Below are 24,567 nucleotides of genomic sequence, written 5' to 3'. Positions count from 1 at the left end.
CTTGCGTCAGCAGCGAAGCTGCGCCCGTTGGGTATTTCCGCAGCCTGCTAAAGCGGCTCGAGTACCGCGGCTACGACTCGTGCGGCGTCGTGGTCTATCGCGACCGCGCGCTGGCGCGGGCGCGTAGCGTCGATCGCGTCGCCAACCTGCAGCGCGACATCGCCGCGCAGGCGCTGTCCGGCTACACCGGCATCGCGCATACGCGCTGGGCGACGCACGGCGCGCCCGTCACGCAGAACGCGCATCCGCATTTCTCGCCGAGCGACACCGACGCACGCATCGCGCTGTCGCACAACGGGATCATCGAGAACTGCGATCAACTGCGTGCGGAACTCGAAGCGCACGGCTACGTGTTCGCGAGCCAGACCGACAGCGAAGCGATCGCGCATCTGATCGATCATCTGTACGACGGCGATCTGTTCGATGCCGTGCAGCGCGCCGCCGCGCGTCTGCGCGGCAGCTACGCGATTGCGGTGATGTGCCGCGACGAGCCGCATCGAATCGTCGGCGCGCGCGACGGGATGCCGCTCGTCGTCGGCGTCGGCGACGGCGAGAACTTCCTCGCGTCCGATGCGATCGCGCTGTCGGGCATCACCGATCGCATCGCGTATCTGGAGAACGGCGACGTCGCCGATATCCAGCTGCATCGCTACTGGATCGTCGACGCCGCCGGGCAGCGCGTCGAACGCCCGGTGCAGCGGGTGGCTGCGCACAGCGGCGCGGCCGATCTCGGCTCGTATCGCTACTACATGCAGAAGGAGATTTTCGAGCAGCCGCAGGCCGTCGCGGACACGTTGCTCGATGTCACGTCGATCATGCCCGAGCTGTTCGGCGACGGCGCATGGCGCGTGTTCAACGACGTCGATTCGGTGCTGCTGCTCGCCTGCGGCGGCAGCTACCACGCGGCGCTCACCGCGAAATACTGGATCGAGAGCATCGCGAAGCTGCCGACGAACGTCGAGATCGCGAGCGAATTCCGCTATCGCGACAGCGTGCCGAATCCCCGCACGCTGGTTGTCGCTGTATCGCAGAGCGGCGAGACGGCCGACGTGCTCGGCGCGGTACACGTCGCGAAGCAGCGCGGGATGATGCACACGCTCGCGATCTGCAATGTCGCGACGAGTGCGCTGATGCGCGAATGCGCGCTGCAGTTCGTCACGCGGGCGGGGATCGAGATCGGCGTCGCATCGACGAAGGCGTTCACGACGCAGCTCGTCGCGCTGTTCCTGCTGACGCTGTCGCTCGCGCAGGTCCGCGGGCGTCTGAGCGACGACGACGAGCACGCGCATCTGCGCGCGCTGCGCCACCTGCCCGACGCGATGTCGAAGGTGCTCGCGCTGGAGCCGCAGATCATGGGCTGGTCGGAACTGCTCGCGCGGCGCGACGACATGCTGTTCCTCGGACGCGGGATGCACTATCCGATCGCGCTCGAGGGTGCGTTGAAGATGAAGGAGATTTCGTATATCCACGCGGAGGCGTATCCGGCCGGCGAGCTCAAGCACGGGCCGCTCGCGCTCGTCAGCAACGAGATGCCGGTGATCGCGGTCGCGCCGAACGACATGCTGCTCGAGAAGCTGCGGTCGAACATGCACGAGGTCAGCGCGCGCAACGGGAAGCTGTACGTGTTCGCGGATGTGGATTGCGGGTTGTCGCCGAGCGACGGGATCGAGGTGATTCGGCTCAATGAGTACTATGGGCCGCTGTCGCCGATCCTGCATACGATTCCGATGCAGCTGCTCGCCTATCACGCGGCGCTGGCGAGAGGGACGGATATCGATAAGCCGAGGAATTTGGCGAAGTCGGTGACGGTGGAGTGAGGGGGGCGGTAACACTCTCGGCAGTGCTGTCGCTCTACACTGCATCGACACTTATTCGTGGGGTGTTGACTGTTGCCTCTTTCCGGGAGTGTTCCGTACTTGCCTTTACTCCATCTCGCTGTTCTTATCGCGTAGTGACAACCGGCAAAAGATCTCAACGTCTTGAAGAGGACCGGAAGGCATTCACGGCAACTTTTTCTCGAGTGGAATCAGCATGGCTTTCGACGGACACTCCCGGTACAAGCTCAACCGACCGATAACGGCTGCGGAGTCATCGGCAAGACTGCATATCAACGAACGATGCGCGGATCGCGCAAAGAGCGCGGGCACAGTCTTCGAAGCAACCGATTCCTACCTTGAGGTATGTGACGGTCTTTACCGCGAAAAGGGCTGGGGGTTACTGGCGTTTTCTACCGCTGGAGTTCTCTTCCTGTGCCTGGTCGCGATGTTTATGTGGATGGCGACGCACATGCCAATCGCTGTCCGTGAAAAAGGGCAGGAAGGTGTTGTTTACACCCTCCTCGCCATTTTCACATTGGTCGGCGTTTGCGGTCTTGCGGTAACGGTGCGAGCGCTGCTCGTCGATTGCTTCAATTACACTCGCAAGCCGATACGGTTTAATCGCTTGGACCGCACGATATACGCGTTTCGCCACAACGGGCCGGGCGGTGTCTTATCGATTCCTTGGGATAACGCGTTTTTGTACATTGAGCGCAAGCCCAAGGCAGGCTTGGCGGCAACCGCAGCGCGTGTGATCCGCTGCCTCGTGCTTGACGACCAGGGACTGGTTGTCGACACATTCTCGATCGGAAAATACGTCGAATTGGCATTCGACGAAAACAGTGCGGCTGGACAGCTGGCGATGGAGGAGCTTTACCAAGACTTTGAATACTATCGGCGTTTCATGCAAGAGGGGCCGTCTGCGGTACCGCCGGTATCCGAATTCCTTACTACAGAAGTCTCACTCCGAAATTCTCTCAAACTGCAGTTTGACGGTGCATCAGACCTCCTGAAGTCGGGAAATCCGGTTGTGTTCTTGGTGACGGTCATTGCTACGCTGCCCACCTTCATCCTTGCAGTTGCCTATTACATCGCGCAACGGACCTGTCGAGAACCAGTCTGGCCTGAGGAAGTTGAGCGGGCATGCAACGCTGCAATGCCGTCCAAGGAGCTTCCGGTATGAGCCGCCGGTTCGTTCACCAACGCGAAAAGACTGACCGCAACGGTGTTGTCGTCGACGGTATCTCAAGGGCTTGCCTGCATTGAGCGACTACGGGCGCGAATCATGCCGAATTGCGAGTCCCAGGCGTGATTTTTCGTTACTAACAGCTGTCTCGCTGATGTTCTGAAGAGGGCGAGCCCTCTCTTTCGCTCAATGTGCCGGTAAGGAAACTTTGCCCGGGGTAATCCGACACCAGTGACGCCACCTTCGAAAAGATCTCGACACAACGCTCCGTGTAGCGTTCGCTGACGGTGCCCGACGATTTCGTCAATTCGTGTCCAAGGTGGATCGGTCAAGTTGAACCCGCGTCAGGCAACCTCGGCCCTGCGGAATCGCGGTCAGCGATATAGGCGCCGGCCAGTCGACAGACAGAACGGTTTGGCTCAACGAAAACTGTTGAAGCTGCGGCGATTGACGGCTGTGGTCAAGCACCGCGTCGTAGTTGCCGGACGGCGAGTCGACAGCCGGGACAAGTCGCCCTCAATCTATCAATTCATATAGAGCCCACCCATCATCACGCCGTAGGCACCGTACCACCATCAATCACAAACTCCGTCCCCGTCACCGAACCCGCGCGAGGCGAAGCAACAAACACGACGAGATCGGCCACCTCGCGAGGAGCAGCCGGACGCCCGAGCGGAATACCGCCGAGCGCTTTCATGATGATCTGCTTGCCTCCCTCATAGTCGGTCCCCGCCTCTGCCGCCAAGCGCTCTGCGAGCCGCACGGCGGCTTCGGTCTCGACCCATCCCGGCGAGACGCGCACCACGCGCACGCCCTTCGGCGTGACCTCCTTGGAAAGCGCTTTGCTATACGTCGACAGCGCGGCTTTCGCCGCCGCATACGCGGTGGTCGACTCGGGAAGCGGCAGCACATGCTGAATCGATGTCACATGCACGATGACACCGGACCCTTGTGCGAGCATCGACGGCAGAAGCGCGCGATCAAGCCTGACGGCCGGCATCAGGTTCAGGCTCAGCTCCTTCTGCCACTCGTCGTCACTCAGCGCGGCGAAACCACCGGCAGGCGCACTCGACCCGCCGAGCACGTTCACCACGATGTCGATGCCACCCAGGCGCGTGAGCACCTCGCTTGCGACAAGCGCACAGCCGGCTGCCGTCGTGACGTCGGCAGCGACGTAGTGGACGCCGGGCGAGTCGGCCGGCACCGTCCGCGCGGTCGCAACGACGCGTGCACCCGCTTCAACGAAAGCGGAGACAACGGCGGCACCGACGCCTTTCGTGCCGCCCGTGACCAGCACGCGACGGCCTTCGAGTTCAAGATCAAAGCTCATGGCGAAATTTCCAGTCGGATGATGAGATCGCCCGCGACGGCAAAGCGAAAGCGAACGCGGATAGGACTGCCCGGGAAGTTGCCGCTGACGTTTGCGATCACCGTCGTCTGCGCGCCGATGGTCTGCGACGAGACCGGCTCGGTCGTGCATGCGTACTTGGCAATCACGTCGGCATTCCAGGCTGCAATCGCCGCACTGCCGTAGTGTTCGCGCCCCTCGTCCAGCACGACTGCGTCTTCGGTGAAGCAGCGCGCGACGGCCTGCGGATCGCTCGCCAAGTGGTTGAAAAAGCTCACGATGGCCCTTGGCAGATTCGATGCGTCATAGGATGAAGTTTTCATGGCGCCTAAGATAGGAGGTACCATCCATCAGCGCAAGAACGCACGAAAAAGTGAGGTACCTACCTTTGGGTAAGCATGATCATCACACGCCCGCTACGGCGGCCAGCGGCATTGAAGAAGCCATTCAGATGCTGGAGGGGCGCTGGAAGCTCGTCATACTTTTCCACCTCTTCGGTGGCAAGACGCTGCGCTTCTCCGAACTCGAACGAGCCATCCCCGGCATCTCGCAGAAGATGCTGATCCAGCAGCTTCGCCAGTTGGAGCAGGACGGCATCGTCGCGCGCATCGTGCATCCCCAAGTGCCGCCGAAGGTCGAGTACCACATGACCGACTGGGGCCAGTCGCTCTGCCCTGCCCTCGATGCGCTGTTGACTTGGGCCGAGCAGCGACCGACGCCGCGTCAGCAGCGCAAGTCAAAGTCCTGAAAGCGCAGATCGCCGAAGCGCGTCTCCGAGACCGGCAATACTTGCGAGGCTGTGGTCGCACACCCGCAGCGCGCGGCGGACGACTGCAGCGCTTCGTTGGTCGTAATCGAACGACCACTTCTCAATTCGCTGGTCGATCGCATCCTCGGTCGGCGAACGAGATGACGGAATTCGTCGACATCGGTGAACGCTCGACTTTGCCGTTAAGGTCCGGCGAGCGCGCGGCGGGATAGGCCGGAATTCGATGGGGATGCTTATCAAACGCGACGCACCGACTCGGCACAGAACTCGCCGCCGCGGTCCCACTCAGAACCGATGCCGCACGCCCGCATTGAGTCTGACCTGCGTCGGCCCACCCGCATCGGCGCCCGTCGCGCCGACGACGGCCTGCGCCGCGCCGAGGCCATTCGCGCCGCGTGCATCGGCATAAGCGGCCGTCGCGTAGAAATCGGTCCGCTTGCTGACGAGCAGGCTCGCGCCCGCGCTCACTTGCCGATACCGCGCGGCCGAATCGCCGGACGCGTGCAGCTGGTTGTAGGCGACCACGGCCGTCACGGTCGGCGTGGCCTGCCAGACGCCGTACAGCGACGCATTGCGAAACGCCTGCGTGTGCTCAAACCGCGACGCGCCGTCGGGCCGATAACGCGCATCGCCGTAGTAAGCGCCGATCGCGAGCGAGCCGATCGCGTATTGCGCCGCGACGCGCACGATCTGCACCGACGCCGCCGACGCATACGCGGCATTGACCGCGCTGTTGAACAGCGAATCGGCGCTCGATCTGCCGCGTCGGCCGTGCAGCGCATTGCCGAGATCGACGTGCAGATAGCCGGCCGCCGCCGCGAATGCGCCGTGCCGATAGGCGAGCGCGGCGCCGTGCGACAGCCCGGAGCCCATCGCGCCCGGCACGCCGCCGAGCGACACGAGCGCGGACGCCTGCCACGCGCCGAGCCGCGCGCTCGACCACTTGAGCGCATGGTTCAGGCGTGCGCTGGCGTCGGCATTGTCGACGTCGCCGGGCGTCGAAAACGTCTGGCCGAGATAGCCGTCGCCCTGCAGCGGCTGCACGAGATCGGTAAGCGGGTCGTACAGCCGTCCGGCGACGACCGTATGTCCGCCCGGCGTGCGCAGCCCTGCATGACTCTGGCGACCGAACAGCCTGCCGCCTTGGTTCAGGCGGCCGTTGACCGCGTTGAACCCGTTCTCGAGCTGAAACAGCGCGGCCGCGCCGCCGCCGAGCGGCTCGACGCCCTTGATGCCGACCCGCGAACCGGACAGGCTGCCGCTCTGCAGTTCGACCGGGCTACCCGAGTGATCGCCGTTGCGCGTGTACACGATGCTCGCGTCGACGATGCCGTAAAGCACGACCGACGATGCGCGCGCGTCGTCTACAGCGAGCAGCGCAAGCGCAAGGCTCGCCGGCATCGCGGCACGCGGCCGCTTCGTCCGGCTCACAGGTACTTCAGCCATCCGACCTCCTTGCGGCGTTGCTTGAGCCGCGCAAACCACGCTGCCGGCCAGTACAGCGGCACGATCAGCAGCGCCGATGCGAGCCACACACCCCACAGCGCATCGAAGCCGAAGTAGTTGCCCTGGTTCGCGCCGAACGTTGCGAGCGCAACGAGGTAGAGCGCCTTCAGCACGTACAGATGCAGCAGATAGAAGAACATCGGCGCGCCGCCGAGCGTGGCAAGCCGCTGCGCGACGGCGCACCGGTCGCGGCGCTCGAATGCCGCGAGCAGCAGCAGCGTCGCGCCCAGCGTCGGCAGCAGGAACATCAACGACGGCGGATACTTCGTCGCGGCAAGGAAACTCATCGTCGTGCGCAGCGCATCGCCGGTCGCGATCCACGGCTTGTCGCCATAGACGTTCAGCCCGCGCAGCGCGACATACGCGACGACGAGCGCGACGCCGACCATCGCGAGACGCCGCATGCGCACGCCCGGCGCCACGCCGCGCGCGAACCACGGGCCGGCCGCGTAGCCGAGCAGGATCACGCCGATCCATGGCAGGACCGGATAGCTTGTGCGCGCCCTCACGCCGTCCCACAGATCGATGAACGCGCGCTGATGCAGGATCGCCCACGGGACGAACCCTGCCGAATCGGGCTCGAGCCGGATGCCGTCGAGCAGGTTGTGTCCGGCGACGATCGCGACGCCGAGCGCGAACTGCACGCCGCGCGGCAAGCGCAACAGCGCCGCCAGCGCGAGCATCGACAGGCCGATCGCCCAGATGACCTGCAGCCACAGCGTCGACGGCGGAAATTCGGCGGTCCACGCGAACGAGACGAACGTCACCTCGAGGAAAATCAGGAACGCGCCGCGTTTGACGAGAAACGAGGCGGTGTCGGCAACCGGCCGATCGCGACCGTACAGCCAGGCGGACAAACCGGTCAGGAACACGAACGCGGGCGCGCACAGCTGGCTCGTCAATCGCGTGAAGAACAACGCGGGATCGACGGTCAGCGCGTCCATCGGATCCGACACCTGCCGATGCAGGAAGAAGGTTTCGCGAACGTGATCGACGAGCATCAGCAGCATCACGAGGCCGCGCAGCGCATCGATCGCGATCAGGCGAGCGCCGGCAGTCGTTGGAACAGCGGGAAGGGAACGGATAGGCATCGGACAGGGTGTCGGGCGGGCGAAATCTGGGCGCCGCTCGATCGACGGGCGCTCCGCGGTGAACCGGTGCGCGGCCCGCATCGAGCGAGCTGCGCGGCCCGATATGATATAACGTTTCATTACGATTTGTAATAAAACCGAGCAGAGGCGGCCGACGCAAACCCGTCGCGGCGCACATCGGCGCCGGGCGTGGCCGCGCCGCCGAGAGAGAAACAAATTCCCTAAATACCCATCTTCAAAGATTCATTTTCCACATCTACGCCGTTGCACGCCTCATTTTGGAGCCATTTTCCACTGCGCGCGCCGTATCATTTTCGCCGTTCCGACGCGCAAGAGAAAACCATGAGCGACAGCACCCCGTTCCATTACCTCGACTACGCCGCCACCACGCCCGCGGATCCCCGCGTCATTGAAGCGATGACCACCTGCCTCGGCTTCGACGGCATCTTCGGCAATCCCGCCTCCAGTTCGCACAACGCAGGCCGCCTCGCACGACAGAAAGTCGAGCACGCACGCGAACAGGTCGCCGCGCTGATCGGCGCACACGCAGACGAAATCGTCTGGACGTCGGGCGCCACCGAATCGAACAACCTCGCGCTGAAGGGTTACGCGGACGCCGCGACGGAGCGGCGCCATCTGATCACGAGCCGCATCGAGCACAAGGCGATCCTCGACACGATGGCGAACCTGTCGAAGCGCGGGATGACGGTCACCTGGCTGTCGCCCACGGCGGACGGCGAAATCACGGCCGACGCCGTAGCGGCGGCGATCGGCCCCGATACCGGTCTCGTCTCGCTGATGCTCGTGAACAACGAGCTCGGCACGCTGACCGACGTCGGCGCGATCGCGTGCATCGTCCACGCGGCGGGCGCGCTGCTGCACGTCGATGCCGCGCAGGCGCTCGGCAAGACGCCGATCGACGTGCACGCGCTCGGCATCGACATGATGTCGATGTCCGCACACAAGGTTTACGGTCCCAAGGGCATCGGCGCGCTGTACGTGCGCCGCGACATCGCCGAGCGGATCGCGCCGCAGATACATGGCGGCGGCCACGAGCGCGGGCTGCGCTCGGGCACGCTCGCGACGCATCAGATCGTCGGCATGGGCGTCGCCTGCGAACTCGCGGCAGCAAAGCTCGACAGCGAAGCCGCGCGCATTGCGGCGCTCGCCACGCGCCTGAAGGATGCCGTGCTCGCACTCGGCGACGTCACGCACAACGCGGCCGCCGCCGCGCGCATTCCGCACACGCTGAGCCTGACGGTCGACGCACCGGGCTTCTTGCCGTTCATGCTGGGCGACACGCTGGCGGTATCGTCGACGTCCGCATGCAATTCGACGAGCGGTGCACCTTCGCATGTGCTGACCGCGATCGGCCTCGATGCGAGCGCCGCGAGCCGCACCCTGCGCGTCAGCCTGGGCCGCTTCACGACCGAGCAGGACATCGACGCCGCGATCGCGTGCTTCCGGCGCGCGATCGAACAGTGCCGCGCCGCCGCATCGAGCGGCTTCGCGGCGTCGCGCCAGATCACGCCGGCCGAGCTGCGCGCGATCCGCGACGCCGGCTATCGCGCCGTCATCTGCAACCGGCCGGACGGCGAAGACGCCGATCAGCCCGCGTTCGAGGAAATCGCGGCAGCGGCACGGGAACTGGGACTCGATGCACGCTATCTGCCGGTACGTCGCGACGAAATCGGCGACGCGGATGTCGAAGCGTTCGCCGCACTCGTCGACGCGCTGCCGAAACCGGTGCTCGCGTATTGCCGAAGCGGCAGCCGCGCCGGGATGCTCTGGCATCGACTGACGATGCGCCGCGCCGCGTAATCGCACACATTCAGCACGTCGCGCGCATCCCGCATGCGCCGCGCGCGTCGCCGCGGCGCTCCCACGCAGCGCGTGTCGCGAACGGCCGCCGTGGTCGCGCGGCACGCTGATCGAATGGCGACCGGACGCATCCGGTCGCCGCCATCGCTACCTCACTCCTGCTGCTCCTGTTGCTGCTGCAGTTGCCGCTGCTGCAGATACTGCCGCACGTCGCTCATCGTCACGCGCCCGGTGTGCTTCGCATCGATCTCGTCGAAGTGCTTGGCGATATAGCCGAGACCGCTGCTCTGCGCCTGCGCCTTCGTCACGGCCGCGCCGTTGCTCAGCACGGTATTGCCGCCGAGCCGTGCATCGACGCGCCGCTGCGCCTGCTGCTGCAGCGTCGTGCCGGTCGACGGCAAGACCGGCGCCACGCGGTGCGAAGGAAAGAACGGGCCGTCGACGCCGCGCGCGCCGTGCGGCAGCTTCACCGGCGCGACGGGCTGCGGCGGCAGCGCGTGCGCGCTGCCGATCGTGGCGGCGACGACGATCAACGGAGACATACGCCGCATCAATTGGATTAGGGACATGATCGCTCGCATTCAAGGGATGAACAGGGATTCCTGCGGATCGCCTGCCACGCAGGCGTCCGTCGCTCACAAAGCCGCCGCGACCGCCGTCGCCGCGCCCGATCCCGGCGTGCTGCCGGTCGGCGTGCCGGCCGGGCTCTGGTCGGGCCACGGCGGCGGCAGCATGCGCAACGTCAGCGCGGTCGGAATCCGGCTGCCCTGATAGAAGCGCTTCAGGTCCCGCTTCATCTGCGGACGTGCTACGTCGTCCAGATAAATCATATGCCCGCCCTGGAAGAAGTTCACCTGCAGCTTCGGGTTCAGGCCCTTCACCGTCTGCAGCCGCGCGAGCTCCTTCTCGGTGCTGAAGAACGGCGTCGCGAGATCGTGGTAACCGTTCTCCGCGAGCACCTGCAGCTGCGGATTGAGCTGCAGCGCGCCGAGCAGATCGGGGATCGTATCGGGCATCGGCTGGCCGTCGTGCGAGAAGTCCCACACTTCGATGATGCTGTCGTTCAGCGGTACGTAAGTCGCGTTCGGCGCGCTGTAGCCGAGATAGTCGGGCAACTGCGTCGCGAGCGCATTCGTGAACGGCTGCGAAATCAGGATGTCGGACGGATCGCCGTCGGTCTGCAAACGCGGATCCGAATTCGGCAGCGAGACGCGTCCGTCATACCGGCCGATCGTCGTGCCCGGCAGCAGGCTCGTGCCGAACGGGTTCGCGTTGAAGTAGCCGCGCAGCGCCTGCTGCGTGAGGCCGGACGGCAACGACCACAGCCGCAGCGTCGCATCGCTCGGGAACACCGGCGTGCCGAGCGCATCGGGGATCCCGAGCTGGCTCAGCACCCACGACTGCGAATACTTCTGCAGCTGCTGGTAGATGAGCGTCGTGAACAGTTCGGTCTGCAGCGCATACAGCCCCTGGTTCACCGGCGCCGGCGACACCTGGTTGAAGTACGCCGCTACCGCCGCATAGCCGGGCAGATAGCCGGCCACGGTGTCGGTGTCGAGCAGCAGCCCTTCGGTCGACTGCGTGATCGCAACCGCTTCGATCGCATCGGCGAAGTAGTTGAGGATCGACGACTGCAGCACGATGCCCGTCAGATGCACGCCGGCCGATTCGAGCGCCAGCGCGAGCATGTCGGTGCGCGGCGTGCCGTACGATTCGCCGTACAGATAGATCGGCGAGCTGCTGCGATTGTTGACGGCCAGATAGCGCTGGATGAAGTCGCGCATGATGTTGACGTCGGCGTCCGAACTCCAGAACTTCTGGTTCGTGTTCGGTAGCACCGCTTCCGACAGGCCCGTGCCCGGCGGATCGATGAACACGAGATCCGTCGTGTCGATCAGGCTCTCCTGATTGTCGACGAGCGGATAGTTCGGCCAGTTCGTGCCGAACAGCGGATCGGGCGTCGCAACGCGCGTCGGCGCGAACGAGCCGAGGCGCAGCCAGATCGACGACGAGCCGGGGCCGCCGTTGTACACGAACGTGACGGGCCGCGGCTTGCCGTTCGTGCTCGGCGCGGTATAGGCGACGTACGACATCGACGCTTCCGGATTGCCCTGCGCGTCGGCCGCCGTGAGGTGACCGGTGGTCGTCGTGTAGTTGACGGTCGTGCCGCCGGACTTCCACGTGTAATGCATGACGGCCGCCTTCTCCGCCACTTGCGTCGGGTCGAGCCCGTCCGTCGCATTCATCGAATACGCGACCGGATCGACATAAGGCTGGTTCGCGGACGGCGTCGCGCCGTCGGCCGCCTGCTGCGCGCTCGCCTGTCGGCTCGTCGTCGCCTGCGCGAGGCTCGACACGCCGACGGACGACGAATCGTCGCCGCCGCAGCCCGCGAGCACGAGTGTCACGATGGTCAGCACACCTAGCCCGGCCAACCGGCCGCGACGGCCGATGCGGTTGCCGGTACAGCTCCTGTCTGGTTTCATCTCTGTCCTTGGTGTTGGGTGAAATACCGCTTCACAAAGGGCCGCCTGCGCCGGCGACACGCGCGCGCATACCCGCCACGCGCGTGCACATCGGCATACGGCGGTTGGGTTCGACTGCTTCAAGAGACTGAACGTGATACAGACACAGCGACTGCTGGCGTGATCGATACTGGAACGCCCCCTGCCGTGATGACTTCCTTTTATTACCGAAATTTACGACAACACAAAAATAGGCGGTGCTGCGCTGCGTTGTCAAAGATCATTCGGATATTAAGGACATCGCGATAATGCGCATCCGGATCAGTTGCCGAATGCGGGCGCACGTAGCGATTGTTCGGGAATAACACGGGTTTTTCGTCGCTTGAACGCGATTCTTTCTCTTTAACGATCCAACGCCACTGCGACAGCACGGAAAGCCGTTTCAGCGCGAGTGAAAGCATTCAGATCGCTATATTATTTCTTTCATTTAAATTTCGATAATCGGCTAATTGACGCGTTTCGCGCGTATCCGATTGTTTGATACGCACGATTGATTCGCGCGAATGAATCTCGCCGTGCGCTTTTGTCCGTGCCGGAAAGAAAATACCGATTCTTTTAATTCGTTTCGTAATGGCCGGCATTATTTACACGATCGGCCGCGCGCGCATACCGCCGCGAAAACGACAACGGGCGGCCGCGCCGCCCGTCGTCTGCCGCGAACGCGTCGCCGCGCGGCTATCGGCCGCCGCCCGGCAGCGCGATGTCGATCAGCACCGGATCGTGATCCGACGAGCGATACGCATCCGGCGCGTAGTACGTCTGCTGCTGCTCGGCCGACTTGTACGCGAGCGTGTACTGCAGCGCGACGGGCTCGTCCGCGTTGATGTGCCATTCGTGCACGGCCTTCACGTGCGACGCGAGCGGCAGCGATGCAAGCGCATGGTCGAGATAGCCGGCTTCGCCGTTGTACATGTAGCTGTACGCGTTCGCACCGATCCAGCGCGACACGAGGTTGCGATAGCCGCGCGATTCGAGCAGGCGGATCGGATCCTCGTACGTGTAGCTGTTGAAGTCGCCGATCAGCAGCACGCCCTGGCCGGCGACGCCGGTCGGCGTACCGGCCAGCCAGTCGGCGAGCTTCGCGGCCGCGCGCGTGCGCGTCGGGTTCCAGCAACCCTGGCCGTCGCCCTGGTCGAGATCGTCGCTGGTCGCGTCCGGGCAGTTCTTCGATTTCAGATGATTGACGACGATCGTCAGCGCCTGCTTGCCGCCGATGCGCCGGAACGATTGCGCGAGCGGCTGGCGATTCTTGTCGTCGATCGCGAGAGTCGCCGCGCGGCCGACCGGCTCGACCTTGCGGCTGTCGTAGATCATCGCGACCGCGATCGCGTCGCCGCCGAGCCGCGACGTGCCCGGATCGACGACACGCCACGCGCCGCCGAGCTTCGCCGCGAGCTGGCGCACCGCGCTCAGTTCGCCGTAGCCGTTGTTCTGAATCTCCATCAGGCCGATCACGTCCGCATCGAGCGCCTTCAGCGCGCTGACGATCTTCGCTTCCTGGCGCTGGAATTCCTGATAGGTCTTCGCGCCGCGATTGTTCGGATCGTCGAAGCCGCCGCCGAGACCGTTGCCGTTGAAATAGTTGAGCACGTTGAACGACGCGACACGCAGGTTCGCATGCGGATCGCGCGCCGGTGCGTTCGTGCGCGCGTTCGCGCGCGCATCGAACGTCGGCGCGGCGGCACCCGGCACCGGCTGCACGCGCCAGGCGCCGTAACGCACTTCGAGCACGCCCTGCACGTCGCGCACCGTGTAGCCCGTGCGCAGCGTGTTCGCCGCCGACAGTTGCGGCGCCGGATACGGCACGCTCGCCGGGTTCTGCTTGTTCGATCCGTCGTCGAGAATCAGCCGGTTGCGCGCGTTCGCGTCGATCTGCGTCTGCGCCTGCGACGGCGGCACGGCGCTCGTCGGCGTGCGCAGCCGGCCGTTGCTGAGCAGCACGCTGCCGTAGCGGCCGAGCTCGTAGTTGTCGGTGACGGTCAGCGTCTGCGGCAGGCGCACGAGCATTCCTTCATACGCGGCGAACGCGTTCGGGCTCTCGACCGGCAGCGTCAGCGTCGCCGGCGTGATCGTCTGACCGTTCGCGCAGACGGCGATCGCGCCCGACAGCGTGAGCTGCGTCTGCCCGTACTTCTCCTCGACCTTGCCCGTCACATGGACGAGATCGCCGGCCTTCGCACGCGCTTTCGGCGCATAGACGAACAGCCCTTCGGACACACCCGGCTGATTGCGTCGCTGCGGGTCGGCCTGCTGCACGAAGAAGCCGCCGAAGCCGTCCGTGCCGCCGAAATCGGCCGTGACGACGGCCTCGATCGACACGTTCTGGCCGGCGAGCGGCGACGGCGCGCCGGGCCCCTGGATGTCGGCGATCGGCGTCGCGCTGCCGCCGCAGTTCGCACTGACGGGCGCGGCGGTGACGGCGAGCGCCGGCGCGGCGAGCGCGGGCAACAGCAGCAGCGGGACAAACAGGCGAAGAGTCGAGCGCATCACGGGATCCCGGTTGTAAAGGATCGCGAAAGCTTAGCGTCGATCGATGACAGTTTTCGGTAACCGGCCGACAGGCCGATGTAATTCGGCCGCGCATTCCCACATGTTGAGCACGCAACGTCCCATCAATCGGGATGCATGCCCAAATGTTGACGCACGTCGCGCCGCGGCTCTAACGTTCGGCCGAATGTCATCGAATGCGGCCGCGCCGGAACCCGCGCGCCGGCCCGCACGGCACACAGGAGACAACCGTGACCCAATCCGCGTCGCGCACGCACGCCAGTCAACCGGAGCGGCCGCCGCACGCGCACGCCGCCCCCGCCCTGCCCACCGAATCCGCATCGCGCGCCACGGACGCGACGCCGTCGCGCAAGCGGCTGCTGATCCTCGTGCTGCTGTTCGTCACGGTCGTGATCAATTATCTCGACCGCAGCAATCTGTCGATCGCCGCGCCCGAGCTGTTTCGCGAACTGAACATCGATCCCGTGCACGCGGGGCTCGTGTTTTCCGCATTCGGCTGGACCTATGCGCTGATGCAGATTCCCGGCGGATGGCTCGTCGACAAGGTGTCGCCGCGCGTGCTGTATGCCGGCGCGCTCGCGCTGTGGTCGGCCGCGACGCTGCTGCTCGGCTTCGCCGGTTCGTTCGTCGGCGTGATCGTGCTGCGGCTCGCGGTCGGCGCGCTCGAAGCGCCCGCGTATCCGATCAACAATCGCGTCGTCACGACGTGGTTTCCGACGCGCGAACGCGCGAGCGCGATCGGCGGCTATACGTCGGGCCAGTTCGTCGGCCTCGCGTTTCTGACGCCGGTGCTCGCGTGGCTGCAGGTGCATCTCGGCTGGCACATGGTATTCGTCGCGACGGGCCTCGCCGGCATCGTCTGGGCGGCGATCTGGTACGCGGTGTATCGCGAGCCGCGCGCGTTTCGCGGCGTCAATGCTGCCGAAATCGCGCTGATCCGCGACGGCGGCGGCCTCGTCGATCTCGAGGATCGCGTCGCCGCTCGCCGCGAACGCGCGCCGTCGACGTGGCGCGATCTCGGGATCGTGCTCGGCCGGCGCAAGCTGTGGGGCATCTATCTCGGTCAGTTCGCGCTGAACTCGACGCTGTGGTTCTTCCTCACCTGGTTCCCGACCTACCTCGTCAAATATCGCGGGATGGACTTCATCAAGTCGGGCTTTCTCGCGTCGCTGCCGTTTCTCGCCGCATTCGTCGGCGTGCTGTGCTCGGGGCTGCTGTCGGACTGGCTGATGCGCCGCGGCGCATCGCAAGGCTTCGCGCGCAAGCTGCCGATCATCTCCGGGCTGCTGATCTCGACGTGCATCATCGGCGCGAACTACGTCACGTCGACGGGCTGGGTGATCGCGTTCATGACGCTCGCGTTCTTCGGCAACGGCTTCGCGTCGATCACGTGGTCGCTCGTGTCGGGGCTCGCGCCCGCGCGGCTGCTCGGCCTGACGGGCGGCATGTTCAACCTGATCGGCAACCTGTCGGCGATCGCGACGCCGATCGTGATCGGGCTGCTCGTCGACGGCGCGGACTTCTCGCGCGCGATCACCTACATCGCGGCGATGGCGCTCGCCGGCAGCCTGTCGTACGGCCTGCTCGTGGGCAAGGTCGAGCGCATCGACGCATGAGCGCGGCCGTCAGGCCGTCACGCGGCGAGCGCGACGGCCTTGATGTCGAACGCGCGCAGCAGATCGTCGCAGAACGCGTCGACGATCGGCTTCTCCGACGTGCTGCGCTTCATCGCGAGATGCATCGGCACGTCGAAGCTGAACGTCGCGCGTCCGACCGCCTTCACGAGCCCGCGCTGCTCGAACGGCTCCGCGTAGTGCGCGGGCAGATAGCCGAGATGGCCGCCCGACAGGATCAGGATCGTCGCGGCCTCGATGCTGTCCGCGCTCGCCGTCACGCGACGCTCGGGCAGCGGATACTGTTCCTCCGGCACCGGATAGGTGCGCCACACCCAGTCGTGCGCCTGCAGATCGTCGGCCGTCACCGCGCGCGACGCATGAAACAGCGGATGCCCGCGCCCGCAGTAGATCACCTGCTGCTCGGTAAACAGCGGCGTATAGACGAGCCCCGGCACGCGATGCCAGAAATAGCCGATCGCGAGATCGAGCTGGTTGTTCACGAGGCTTTCCTCGAGCTCCTGCGGCGACGCGACCTTCATCGAGAACGTGACGGCCTGGTCGCGCTTGCGGAACGCGCCGATCGCTTCGGCAAGACGCGCGTTCTCGACGAGCGGCGCCTGGCCGATCAAGCCGATCGACAGCGTGCCGACGAGCTTGCGATCGATGTCGCGCACGCGCGCGACGAATTCGGACGTCGCGGCGACGAGCGTGCGCGCCGTCGCCGCGAAGCGCTCGCCTTTCGACGTGAGCCGAAAGCCGCCGCGCCCGCGATCGCATAGCTTGAAACCGACGCGCGCTTCCAGCGCGGACAGCTGCGTACTGATGGTCGACTGGCGCACGCCGAGCGACGCTTCGGCCGCCGTGATGCCGCGCGCGTCGACGACGGCCAGAAAGACCCGGATGAGCCGGAGATCGAGATCGGTGGTATTCGAGAACATGCTGGAGCCTGCTTACAGAGAGAGCACGCATGCGTTGCCATGAGAACGGCCGCGCTCCGCCGCGCCTGTTCGTTACATCGGAAAGCCCATCGCCTTGATGCCGTTGATCCACGCGCGCTTCCATCCGCCTTCGGCATCCGCGCCGTCGAACGCATGGAACGTGATCTTCGCGGCGATCCAGCGCATCGGCTCGGGCGGAATGTAGCTCGGGCTCCGGTTCGCGATGTCGAGCTTGCGCTCGGGGCTGTCGCGATCGAACAGGATGTTCAGCCCCATGAACGCGCCGAACCGGCTCGCCGCGACGCCGAAGCCCGTATAGCCGGCAACGAACACCGCCTTGCCGCCGAGATAGCGCTTCGCGAACACCGAGCCGCGCGAGCAGTAGTCGATCGGGCCGCCCCACGCATGCGAGAAGCGCACGTCGCTCAGCTGCGGGAAGGTCCGGTAGAACGCCTGCGCGAGCCGGTAGTAGGTTTCGCGCCGACCGTCCTGCTGCGGATTCGGATCGCCGTCGAAGTGATAGCTGACGAGCCCGCCGAAGATGATGCTGTTGTGCTTCGTCAGCCGGAAATAGTTGAGCTGCGTGCGCGTGTCGTAGACGCCCTGCCGGTTCTTCCAGCCGATCCGCGCGAGCTGCTCGTCGGTCAGCGGCTCGGTCGCGAGCACGTGATCGCGCACCTGCATCACGCGGCGATTGATGTCGGCGATCCCGACCTTCGCCGTGCCGCTGCCGAACACGACGCGCGGCGCACGTACGCTGCCGTTCGGCGTCTTCACGTACACGGTGCTGCCTTCGTCGGTCACGGCCGTCAGCGGCGTGTGCTCGTACAGCTTCACGCCGAGCGACAGCGCCGCGCGCTTGAGCCCCCACGCGAGCTTTGCCGGATGCACGATCCCGCTGCGATTGCGCGACCAGAGCGCGCCCGCGAACAGCGGCGAGTTCAGTTGTTCGAGCGTCTCGTCGCGATCGAGCAGCACGACGTCGTGGCCGTAGGCGCGATGCAGCTCGTAGTCGCCCCGCAGATGCGCGACGTGATCCGGATCGACCGCGACCGTCATCTCGCCGTTCCATTCGACGTCGGCGTCGATGTCGTAGCGCTTCAGCGTTTCCTCGAAGCCGTCGAGGTTGCGATGGCCGAACGCCTCGAGCTGCGCGATGTCGTTCGGGAACACGCGTACCGCATTCGGCAGCCCGTGCATCACCGACGTCGAGATGATCCCGCCCGCGCGCCCCGACGCGCCGTGCGCGACCTTGCCGGCCTCGATCAGCACGACGTTCAGATGCGGCATCTGCTCCTTCGCCTGCACGGCCGACCACAGCCCCGTAAAACCGCCGCCGACGATCAGCAGATCGGCCGTCACGTCGCCCGACAACGCGGGCTCGGCCGCCGGCGCGGCCGGGTTGTCGAGCCAGTACGGAGAGAGCTTCGTGTGCTCGAGCGCCTGTTCGACGCTCAGTGCGGCCGGCGCGCCGCGCCTCGCGTGCGGCGGTTCCGGCACGGTGCGTTTTGCTTCGTTGACTTCCATTTCCATGATTCCAGCGCTCCCGCGCGATTGCGCCCGTGTCGTCCCGCACGCGGTGCGCGCGTGCCGCTGCCGCCTTGGGCGCGCGACCGGCTTCGCAGCGCGGACGATCGAAAATGCACCGGCCGCCGCGCGCGCGTCACACGGACGACGGCCACGCGGCAACCGCTGCGGACATCACGACTTCTCGAGCAGCACGTAGAACTTCTTCGCGTCCTCGAGCGTCTCCCAGCGGCCCGCGAAGCCGGCCGGCAGCAGATAGCCTTCGCCCGGCGCGAACTCCTTGCGGTTGCCTTCGACGTCGGTCAGCGCGATGCGTCCTTCGACGAGCCATACGGCCTCGTCCGCGGCGGTTTCGGGAAAGTCGACCGCGCCGACCTTCCCTTCCCACCAGCCGACGATGTAGTTGCCGCTCTTGCCTTCGGCCGCACGCCAGTCGCTTTCGTCCATCCCGAAGTCGAGCTTCGTGAATTCGCCTACGCCAGCGCCGAGCGGCAGAATGTCCTTGATCAGTTTGGTCATCTGAATCTTTCGTCTCTCGTTTGAAAAAGCAGAGACGAAGTTACCGATTTACACTGCGCCGGTATGCCCCCCTGCAGGGGGGACAAACCGCGTTTTGCGGCGCGCACGTCGATCGCGCGCGCCGGTATTTCCCCTTACTGACGTTTCGCGCGGCGGACGCTAAAATCCGCGCGCTTTTTCCGCAGGCTTTTCATCGGGGGACCGCATGCTGCTGAACGTGAACCCCTTCCACCGCGACAACGACCGCTTCAACGTGTCGTTCAAGGCGCTCGGCGAGCTGATCGAAACGGTCGGCACGCCGCATTTCGTGCCGCGTCTCACGCAATTGCTGAACGAAGTGGTGCCGCTCGACGTGCTGCACGTCGAACGCTCGCGCGTCGACGGCGCGATGCCGACCGGCTATCGCTGCGAATGGATCGGCAGCAGCGGGATCGGCACCGCGAGTGCCGAAATCTCCGACGTGATGACGCTCTACTACGAGCGCTTTCTCGACAGCGATCCGCTCTTCGCGGGGCTGCGCGGCAAGACCGGCACGATGCTCGTCGTGCGCGACATCGCGGCGATTCCGCCCGGCGAATTCCGGCAGCGGCTGTTCGACGACGTGCGGATCGGCCACGAATGCGTGCTCGCGCGCGGCACGCGCTACGCGCAGCATTCGATCGCGCTCGAGCGCGGCCGCGACCGGCCGCCGTTTACGCTCGCCGAGATGAACCGCTTTCGCAGCATCAGCGACGTGCTGTTTCCGCTGCTCGAACTGCATGCGTCGACCACCGCCGCGCGGCGCGTCGCGCATCCGGCGCCCGACGTGCATCCGCTCGCGCAGTTCGATGCGCGCATCGCGGCCGACGGCGTGAAGCTGTCGAAGCGCGAATACGAAACCTGCAAGCATCTGCTGTCGGGCAAGACCGTGCCCGAGACGGCCGAGATCCTCGGCGTGCGCGTCGCGTCGGCCGAGTCGTACGTGAAGCGCGCGTTCGCGAAGCTCGGCGTGCGCACGAAGCGCGAGCTCGTCGCGTGGGGCGCAGCCGCGCCGCTGCCGACCGCTGCGCGCGGCGACGCGCACGATGCCGCGCCGGGTGACGACGCAGCGCCGAGCGCCGCCGCGGACTGACGCACGGCCGCGTTGCGCGCACTCGATGCGGCGGCGCTTGTTGCATCGAATGTCGTCGATGTGAACGTTGCGACTTCAAAATCTTCGCGCCTGCGTTCTCCTCTACCATCGGCCGATCGCTTTCGATCGCACAGAGGAGACGCCCCATGCACCGCGAACTGAACCAACCGATGGGCGGCAACGAGATGCCGCGCTTTGGCGGCATCGCCACGATGATGCGCCTGCCGCAGGCCGCCACGACCGACGGCCTCGACGCATGCTTCGTCGGCGTGCCGCTCGACCTCGGCACGTCGAACCGCTCGGGGTCGCGCTTCGGCCCGCGCCAGATCCGCGCCGAATCGGTGCTGCTGCGCCCCTACAACATGGCCACGCGCGCCGCGCCGTTCGATTCGCTGCAAGTCGCCGACATCGGCGACGTCGCGACGAACCCGTACGACCTGAAGGATTCGGTGCGCCGCATCGAGGAGGCGTACGACCGGATCGTCGCGAACGGCTGCCGCCCGATCACGCTCGGCGGCGATCACACGATCGCCTGGCCGATCCTGCGCGCGCTGCACCGGAAGTACGGCAAGGTCGCCGTCGTGCATGTCGATGCGCACGCGGACGTCAACGATACGATGTTCGGCGAAAAGATCGCGCACGGCACGCCGTTTCGCCGCGCGGTCGAAGACGGGCTGCTGCAATGCGACAAGGTCACGCAGATCGGGCTGCGCGGCACCGGCTATCACGCCGACGATTTCGACTGGTGCCGCGAGCAGGGCTTCACCGTCGTGCAGGCCGAAGCATGCTGGAACCAATCGCTCGCACCGCTGATGGCGCAGGTGCGCGAGCGCGTCGGCGACACGCCCGTTTATCTGAGCTTCGACATCGACGGCCTCGATCCGTCGTTCGCACCCGGCACCGGCACACCGGAGATCGGCGGGCTGTCCGTCCAGCAGGGCCTCGAAATCGTGCGCGGGATGAAGGGCTTGAACATCGTCGGCGCCGATCTCGTCGAAGTGTCGCCGCCGTACGATCCGGCCGGCACCACGGCGCTCGTCGGCGCAAACCTCGCGTTCGAGATGCTGTGCGTGATGCCCGGCGTCGCGTACCGCTGACCCGAAACCGAACACCGACCGACAGGATCAACCTCATGTCCACCGTTGAACGCTCCCCTTCCGCCGCGACGCTCGTGCTGCCCGCGGCGCAGATCGCCGGCCGTGCGGTTCGCACGCATTCCGACACGGTCGGCGCGCCGATCTTCAACGCGTCGACCGGCGCGACGATCGGCTGGCAGGAATTCGCGACGGCCGCGCACGTCGACGACGCGGTATGCGCCGCGCGCGACGCGTTCGCGGGCTGGCGCGATACGCCGCCCGCCGAGCGCGGCCGGCTGCTCGCGGCGATCGCCGAACGCGTCGAAGCCGAACGCGCGCGGCTCGCGGCGTTGCAAATGCAGGTCAGCGGCAAGCCGCCGTTCGAAGCGGACGCCGATGTCGGCGACGTCGCCGCCACGTTCGCGTACTACGCGTCGCTGTGCGCGGACCCGGCGACGTTCGCGGCCGACGCCGTTGCACTGCCCAACGCGTCGTTCGCCGCCGAGCGCTTTCACGACGCGGTCGGCGTCGCCGCGCTGATCGTCCCGTGGAACTTCCCGATGGTGACGACCGCGTGGAAGCTCGCGCCCGCGCTCGCGGCCGGCTGCACGGTCGTGCTGAAGCCGTCCGAGCTGACCTCGCCGGCCGAGCATGCGCTGCTCGAGATCGTCGCCGCGGCCGGCGTGCCGGCCGGTGTCGTCAACGTCGTGAACGGCGGCGCCGACGTCGGCGCGGCGCTGACCGCGCATCCGCAGATCGACAAGATTTCGTTTACGGGCAGCACCGCGGCCGGCCGTCATGTCATGCGCGCCGCGGCCGCCGATATGAAACGCGTGACGCTCGAGCTCGGCGGCAAGTCCGCCCTGATCGTGCGCGACGATGCCGATCTCGAACTCGCGGTGTCGCTCGCCGTCGCCGGTGCGTTCACGAACGCCGGGCAGATGTGTTCGGCCACCGCGCGCATCCTCGTGCACGACAGCGTGTATCGCCGCTTCATGGCCGCGTTCGAGACGGCCGTGCGCGCGCTCGTCGTCGCGCCGCCGGATGTCGCCGATGTCGCGATGGGGCCGCTGATTTCGGCCGCGCAGCGCGCCCGTGTGGAAGCGATGCTGCAACAGGGCATCGACACCGGCGCACGCGTCGCCTTCAGCGGACGCGTGGCCGATACGGGCCGCGACGGCTATTTCATGGCGCCCGTCGTGATGGCCGAGCCGGCTGCGGACAACGTCCTGTGGACCGACGAAGTGTTCGGCCCGGTCGCGTGCGTGAAATCGTTCCGCACCGACGACGAGGCCATCGCGCTCGCGAACGACACGCGCTATGGGCTCGTCGCGACCGTCGTGACGCGCGACGCGGCGGCCGCGCGGCAGTTTCAGGCACGCGTGCGCGCAGGGCTCGTGTGGATCAACGCGCCGCAGCTCATCTATCCGCACGTCTGCTGGGGCGGCTTCGGGCTGAGCGGCATCGGACGCGAGCTCGGCGTCGATGGCCTGCGCAGCTATCAGGAACTGCGGCACGTGATGCGCGCGGTCGATTGACGGTGTCGCCGCGCGGCCGCGCACCGGCTTCGTGCCAGCTGTCAGTGCGACGGTACGCTGGCCCGCGCGGGCGACTTGTCGTGCGTCGCATACTTGTCGATCATCGTTGCGCTCGCACGATTGAGGCCCGTGACCGCCACATCGACGCCATGCCGACGGAACTTGTGGACGATGCGGTCGAGCGCGTCGATCGCGGTGATGTCCCAGAAGTGCGCATGCGACAGATCGAGCCGCACCGCACGCACCTGCTCGTGGAAATCGAATGCCGACACGAACGCCTCCGACGACGCGAAGAACACTTGCCCGCGCACCACGTAGCGTCGCTCGCCGGTCGCATCGTCGAGTGACGAGTCGACGGACAACACGCGCGTCACTTTCGATGCGAAGAACAGTGCGCTCAGCAGCACGCCGACGAACACGCCGATCGCGAGATTGGTCGTCGCGACGACGACTGCGACCGTGGCGAGCATCACGCAGGACGAACTTTTCGGATGCGTGCGCAGATTCGCGATCGAGCGCCAGTCGAACGTGCTGATCGATACCATGATCATCACCGCGACGAGCGCGGCCATCGGAATCTGCCTGACCCACGGGCCGAGGAACACGACCAGCACAAGCAGGAACGCGCCGGCGACGAAGGTCGACAGACGCCCGCGCCCGCCGGATTTGATGTTGATCACTGTCTGCCCGATCATCGCACAGCCCGGCATCCCGCCGAGCAGGCCCGCGACGATGTTCGCGATTCCCTGACCGCGGCACTCGCGGTTCTTGTTGCTCGAGGTGTCGGTGAACTCGTCGACGATCGCGGCCGTCATCAGCGACTCGAGCAGTCCGACCACCGCGACCGCGGCCGCGTACGGAAAGACGATTCGCAGCGTATCGAGCGTGAACGGCACCTGCGGTAGCGCGAATGCGGGCAGGCGGTCCGGAAACGCGCCCATGTCGCCGACGGTCGGCACCTGCAGATGCAGCGCGATCGACGTCGCCGTCAGCACGACGATGCAGACCAGCGGCGACGGTACCGCGCGCGTGATGCGCGGAAACAGATAAATGATGGCAAGGCCGCCCGCCACCATCGCATACACGTAAGGCGGCACGTGGTGCAGTTGCGGCAGTTGCGCGAGAAAGATCAGGATCGCGAGCGCGTTGACGAAGCCGGTCATGACGGAACGCGACACGAAGCGCATCAGCGCGCCGAGCCCGAGCAGGCCGGCGCCGATCTGCAGCGCGCCGGCGAGGATGCCGGTCGCGAGCACGTACTGAACGCCGTGCGACTTGACGAGCGAAGCGATGACGAGTGCGACGGCGCCCGTCGCGGCGGAAATCATGCCGGGGCGCCCGCCCGCGATCGCGGTAACCACCGCAATGCTGAATGCAGCATAAAGGCCGACCTGTGGATCGACGCCCGCGATGATCGAGAACGCGAGCGCTTCGGGGATGAGTGCGAGAGCGACGACGGCGCCGGCCAGAATGTCGGCACGTACGTTCGAAAACCATTCGTCGCGCAAGGAACGAGTCTGCATGATGACTGAAAGCGCAAATGAAAAGGACGGGGCGACCGCGGAGCGGTTCGCACGTTCGACGCCCACGGCGACGCACAAGTCGCCATATCGACCGGGCGCGCAAGCGCGTGGCCGATGCACGTCGAAAGTCGGATGGGCGCACGCGCGG

19 protein-coding genes and 1 pseudogene are annotated in these 24,567 nt (G+C 66.0%); 8 read left to right on the top strand and 12 right to left on the bottom strand.

The window, feature by feature from the left end:
- The first annotated feature begins 44 nt into the window (after positions 1-44).
- Positions 45-1,817 (top strand): glutamine--fructose-6-phosphate transaminase (isomerizing), encoded by a 1,773-nt coding sequence (gene glmS / locus ACSHSS_RS16790; protein ID WP_445545243.1) that lies wholly within the window; start codon positions 45-47, stop codon positions 1,815-1,817.
- Positions 1,818-2,031: 214 nt separating this feature from the next.
- Positions 2,032-3,000, top strand: coding sequence for a DUF6708 domain-containing protein (locus ACSHSS_RS16785; RefSeq protein ID WP_261532432.1), 969 nt, complete (start codon positions 2,032-2,034; stop codon positions 2,998-3,000).
- Positions 3,001-3,553: 553 nt separating this feature from the next.
- Here the strand turns inward: ACSHSS_RS16785 and ACSHSS_RS16780 are convergent.
- Positions 3,554-4,333, bottom strand: coding sequence for an SDR family oxidoreductase (locus ACSHSS_RS16780; RefSeq protein WP_060111988.1), 780 nt, complete (start codon positions 4,331-4,333; stop codon positions 3,554-3,556).
- The gene (locus ACSHSS_RS16775; RefSeq protein WP_261532431.1) at positions 4,330-4,674 is read right to left on the bottom strand and encodes a nuclear transport factor 2 family protein; all 345 of its coding nucleotides are present in this window, start codon (positions 4,672-4,674) and stop codon (positions 4,330-4,332) included. The genes ACSHSS_RS16780 and ACSHSS_RS16775 overlap by 4 nt, the downstream gene beginning before the upstream one ends.
- Before the next feature lie 128 nt (positions 4,675-4,802).
- Here ACSHSS_RS16775 and ACSHSS_RS16770 point away from each other — a divergent pair, with 128 nt between their 5' ends.
- Positions 4,803-5,099, top strand: coding sequence for a winged helix-turn-helix transcriptional regulator (locus ACSHSS_RS16770; protein WP_373421783.1), 297 nt, complete (start codon positions 4,803-4,805; stop codon positions 5,097-5,099).
- A gap of 93 nt (positions 5,100-5,192) precedes the next feature.
- Here ACSHSS_RS16770 and ACSHSS_RS16765 read toward each other — a convergent pair.
- From ACSHSS_RS16765 to ACSHSS_RS16755, 3 genes and pseudogenes are all read right to left on the bottom strand, one after another.
- Positions 5,193-5,401: pseudogene (locus ACSHSS_RS16765) on the bottom strand (IS481 family transposase); the annotation flags it as partial.
- A 4-nt stretch (positions 5,402-5,405) separates the two neighbouring features.
- Positions 5,406-6,566 carry a porin gene (locus tag ACSHSS_RS16760; RefSeq protein ID WP_261532430.1) on the bottom strand — a complete coding sequence of 387 codons (1,161 nt, stop codon included), beginning with the start codon at positions 6,564-6,566 and terminating at the stop codon, positions 5,406-5,408.
- Entirely contained in the window at positions 6,548-7,717 is a 1,170-nt protein-coding gene (locus ACSHSS_RS16755; RefSeq protein WP_105845440.1) for a DUF1624 domain-containing protein, read from the bottom strand. The genes ACSHSS_RS16760 and ACSHSS_RS16755 overlap by 19 nt, the downstream gene beginning before the upstream one ends.
- A gap of 342 nt (positions 7,718-8,059) precedes the next feature.
- Here ACSHSS_RS16755 and ACSHSS_RS16750 point away from each other — a divergent pair, with 342 nt between their 5' ends.
- A complete protein-coding gene (locus ACSHSS_RS16750; RefSeq protein WP_261532429.1) occupies positions 8,060-9,538 on the top strand; it encodes an aminotransferase class V-fold PLP-dependent enzyme in 1,479 nt (492 codons plus the stop codon).
- 152 nt (positions 9,539-9,690) lie between these two features.
- Here the strand turns inward: ACSHSS_RS16750 and ACSHSS_RS16745 are convergent, their stop codons facing one another.
- From ACSHSS_RS16745 to ACSHSS_RS16735, 3 genes are all read right to left on the bottom strand, one after another.
- Entirely contained in the window at positions 9,691-10,080 is a 390-nt protein-coding gene (locus ACSHSS_RS16745; protein ID WP_012467776.1) for a hypothetical protein, read from the bottom strand.
- Between the two features lie 93 nt (positions 10,081-10,173).
- Positions 10,174-12,024 (bottom strand): S10 family serine carboxypeptidase-like protein, encoded by a 1,851-nt coding sequence (locus ACSHSS_RS16740; RefSeq protein WP_105763232.1) that lies wholly within the window; start codon positions 12,022-12,024, stop codon positions 10,174-10,176.
- A 714-nt stretch (positions 12,025-12,738) separates the two neighbouring features.
- A complete protein-coding gene (locus ACSHSS_RS16735) occupies positions 12,739-14,550 on the bottom strand; it encodes an ExeM/NucH family extracellular endonuclease (RefSeq protein ID WP_261532428.1) in 1,812 nt (603 codons plus the stop codon).
- 251 nt (positions 14,551-14,801) lie between these two features.
- Between ACSHSS_RS16735 and ACSHSS_RS16730 the strand changes: the two genes are divergently transcribed.
- Positions 14,802-16,187 carry an MFS transporter gene (locus ACSHSS_RS16730; protein ID WP_060112168.1) on the top strand — a complete coding sequence of 462 codons (1,386 nt, stop codon included), beginning with the start codon at positions 14,802-14,804 and terminating at the stop codon, positions 16,185-16,187.
- A 17-nt stretch (positions 16,188-16,204) separates the two neighbouring features.
- On the opposite strand, the gene ACSHSS_RS16725 is transcribed toward ACSHSS_RS16730, so the two are convergent.
- The 3 genes from ACSHSS_RS16725 to ACSHSS_RS16715 all read right to left on the bottom strand — a co-directional run bounded on the left by ACSHSS_RS16725 (position 16,205) and on the right by ACSHSS_RS16715 (position 19,171).
- The gene (locus tag ACSHSS_RS16725) at positions 16,205-17,125 is read right to left on the bottom strand and encodes a LysR family transcriptional regulator (protein WP_006397741.1); all 921 of its coding nucleotides are present in this window, start codon (positions 17,123-17,125) and stop codon (positions 16,205-16,207) included.
- Positions 17,126-17,197: 72 nt separating this feature from the next.
- Positions 17,198-18,658 carry an NAD(P)/FAD-dependent oxidoreductase gene (locus tag ACSHSS_RS16720; protein ID WP_261532427.1) on the bottom strand — a complete coding sequence of 487 codons (1,461 nt, stop codon included), beginning with the start codon at positions 18,656-18,658 and terminating at the stop codon, positions 17,198-17,200.
- Positions 18,659-18,826: 168 nt separating this feature from the next.
- Complete coding sequence (locus ACSHSS_RS16715; protein ID WP_006397739.1) at positions 18,827-19,171, bottom strand: cupin domain-containing protein; 345 nt, start codon at positions 19,169-19,171, stop codon at positions 18,827-18,829.
- Between the two features lie 205 nt (positions 19,172-19,376).
- On the opposite strand from ACSHSS_RS16715, the gene ACSHSS_RS16710 reads away from it, so the two are divergent.
- The 3 genes from ACSHSS_RS16710 to ACSHSS_RS16700 all read left to right on the top strand — a co-directional run bounded on the left by ACSHSS_RS16710 (position 19,377) and on the right by ACSHSS_RS16700 (position 22,896).
- Positions 19,377-20,282, top strand: coding sequence for a helix-turn-helix transcriptional regulator (locus ACSHSS_RS16710; RefSeq protein WP_012217689.1), 906 nt, complete (start codon positions 19,377-19,379; stop codon positions 20,280-20,282).
- A 146-nt stretch (positions 20,283-20,428) separates the two neighbouring features.
- On the top strand, positions 20,429-21,379 hold the full coding sequence (gene speB, locus ACSHSS_RS16705; RefSeq protein WP_200021223.1) for an agmatinase: 951 nt from the start codon (positions 20,429-20,431) through the stop codon (positions 21,377-21,379).
- A gap of 35 nt (positions 21,380-21,414) precedes the next feature.
- Complete coding sequence (locus tag ACSHSS_RS16700) at positions 21,415-22,896, top strand: aldehyde dehydrogenase family protein (protein WP_261532426.1); 1,482 nt, start codon at positions 21,415-21,417, stop codon at positions 22,894-22,896.
- Between the two features lie 41 nt (positions 22,897-22,937).
- Here ACSHSS_RS16700 and ACSHSS_RS16695 read toward each other — a convergent pair whose 3' ends face one another.
- Positions 22,938-24,419, bottom strand: a complete 1,482-nt coding sequence (locus ACSHSS_RS16695; RefSeq protein WP_261532425.1) for a SulP family inorganic anion transporter — start codon at positions 24,417-24,419, stop codon at positions 22,938-22,940.
- Positions 24,420-24,567 lie beyond the last annotated feature (148 nt).

The sequence above is a fragment of the Burkholderia sp. BC1 genome (assembly GCF_052683555.1).
Note: the sequence above shows the minus strand (reverse complement) of the source record. Positions and strands in the feature narration are given on the sequence as shown.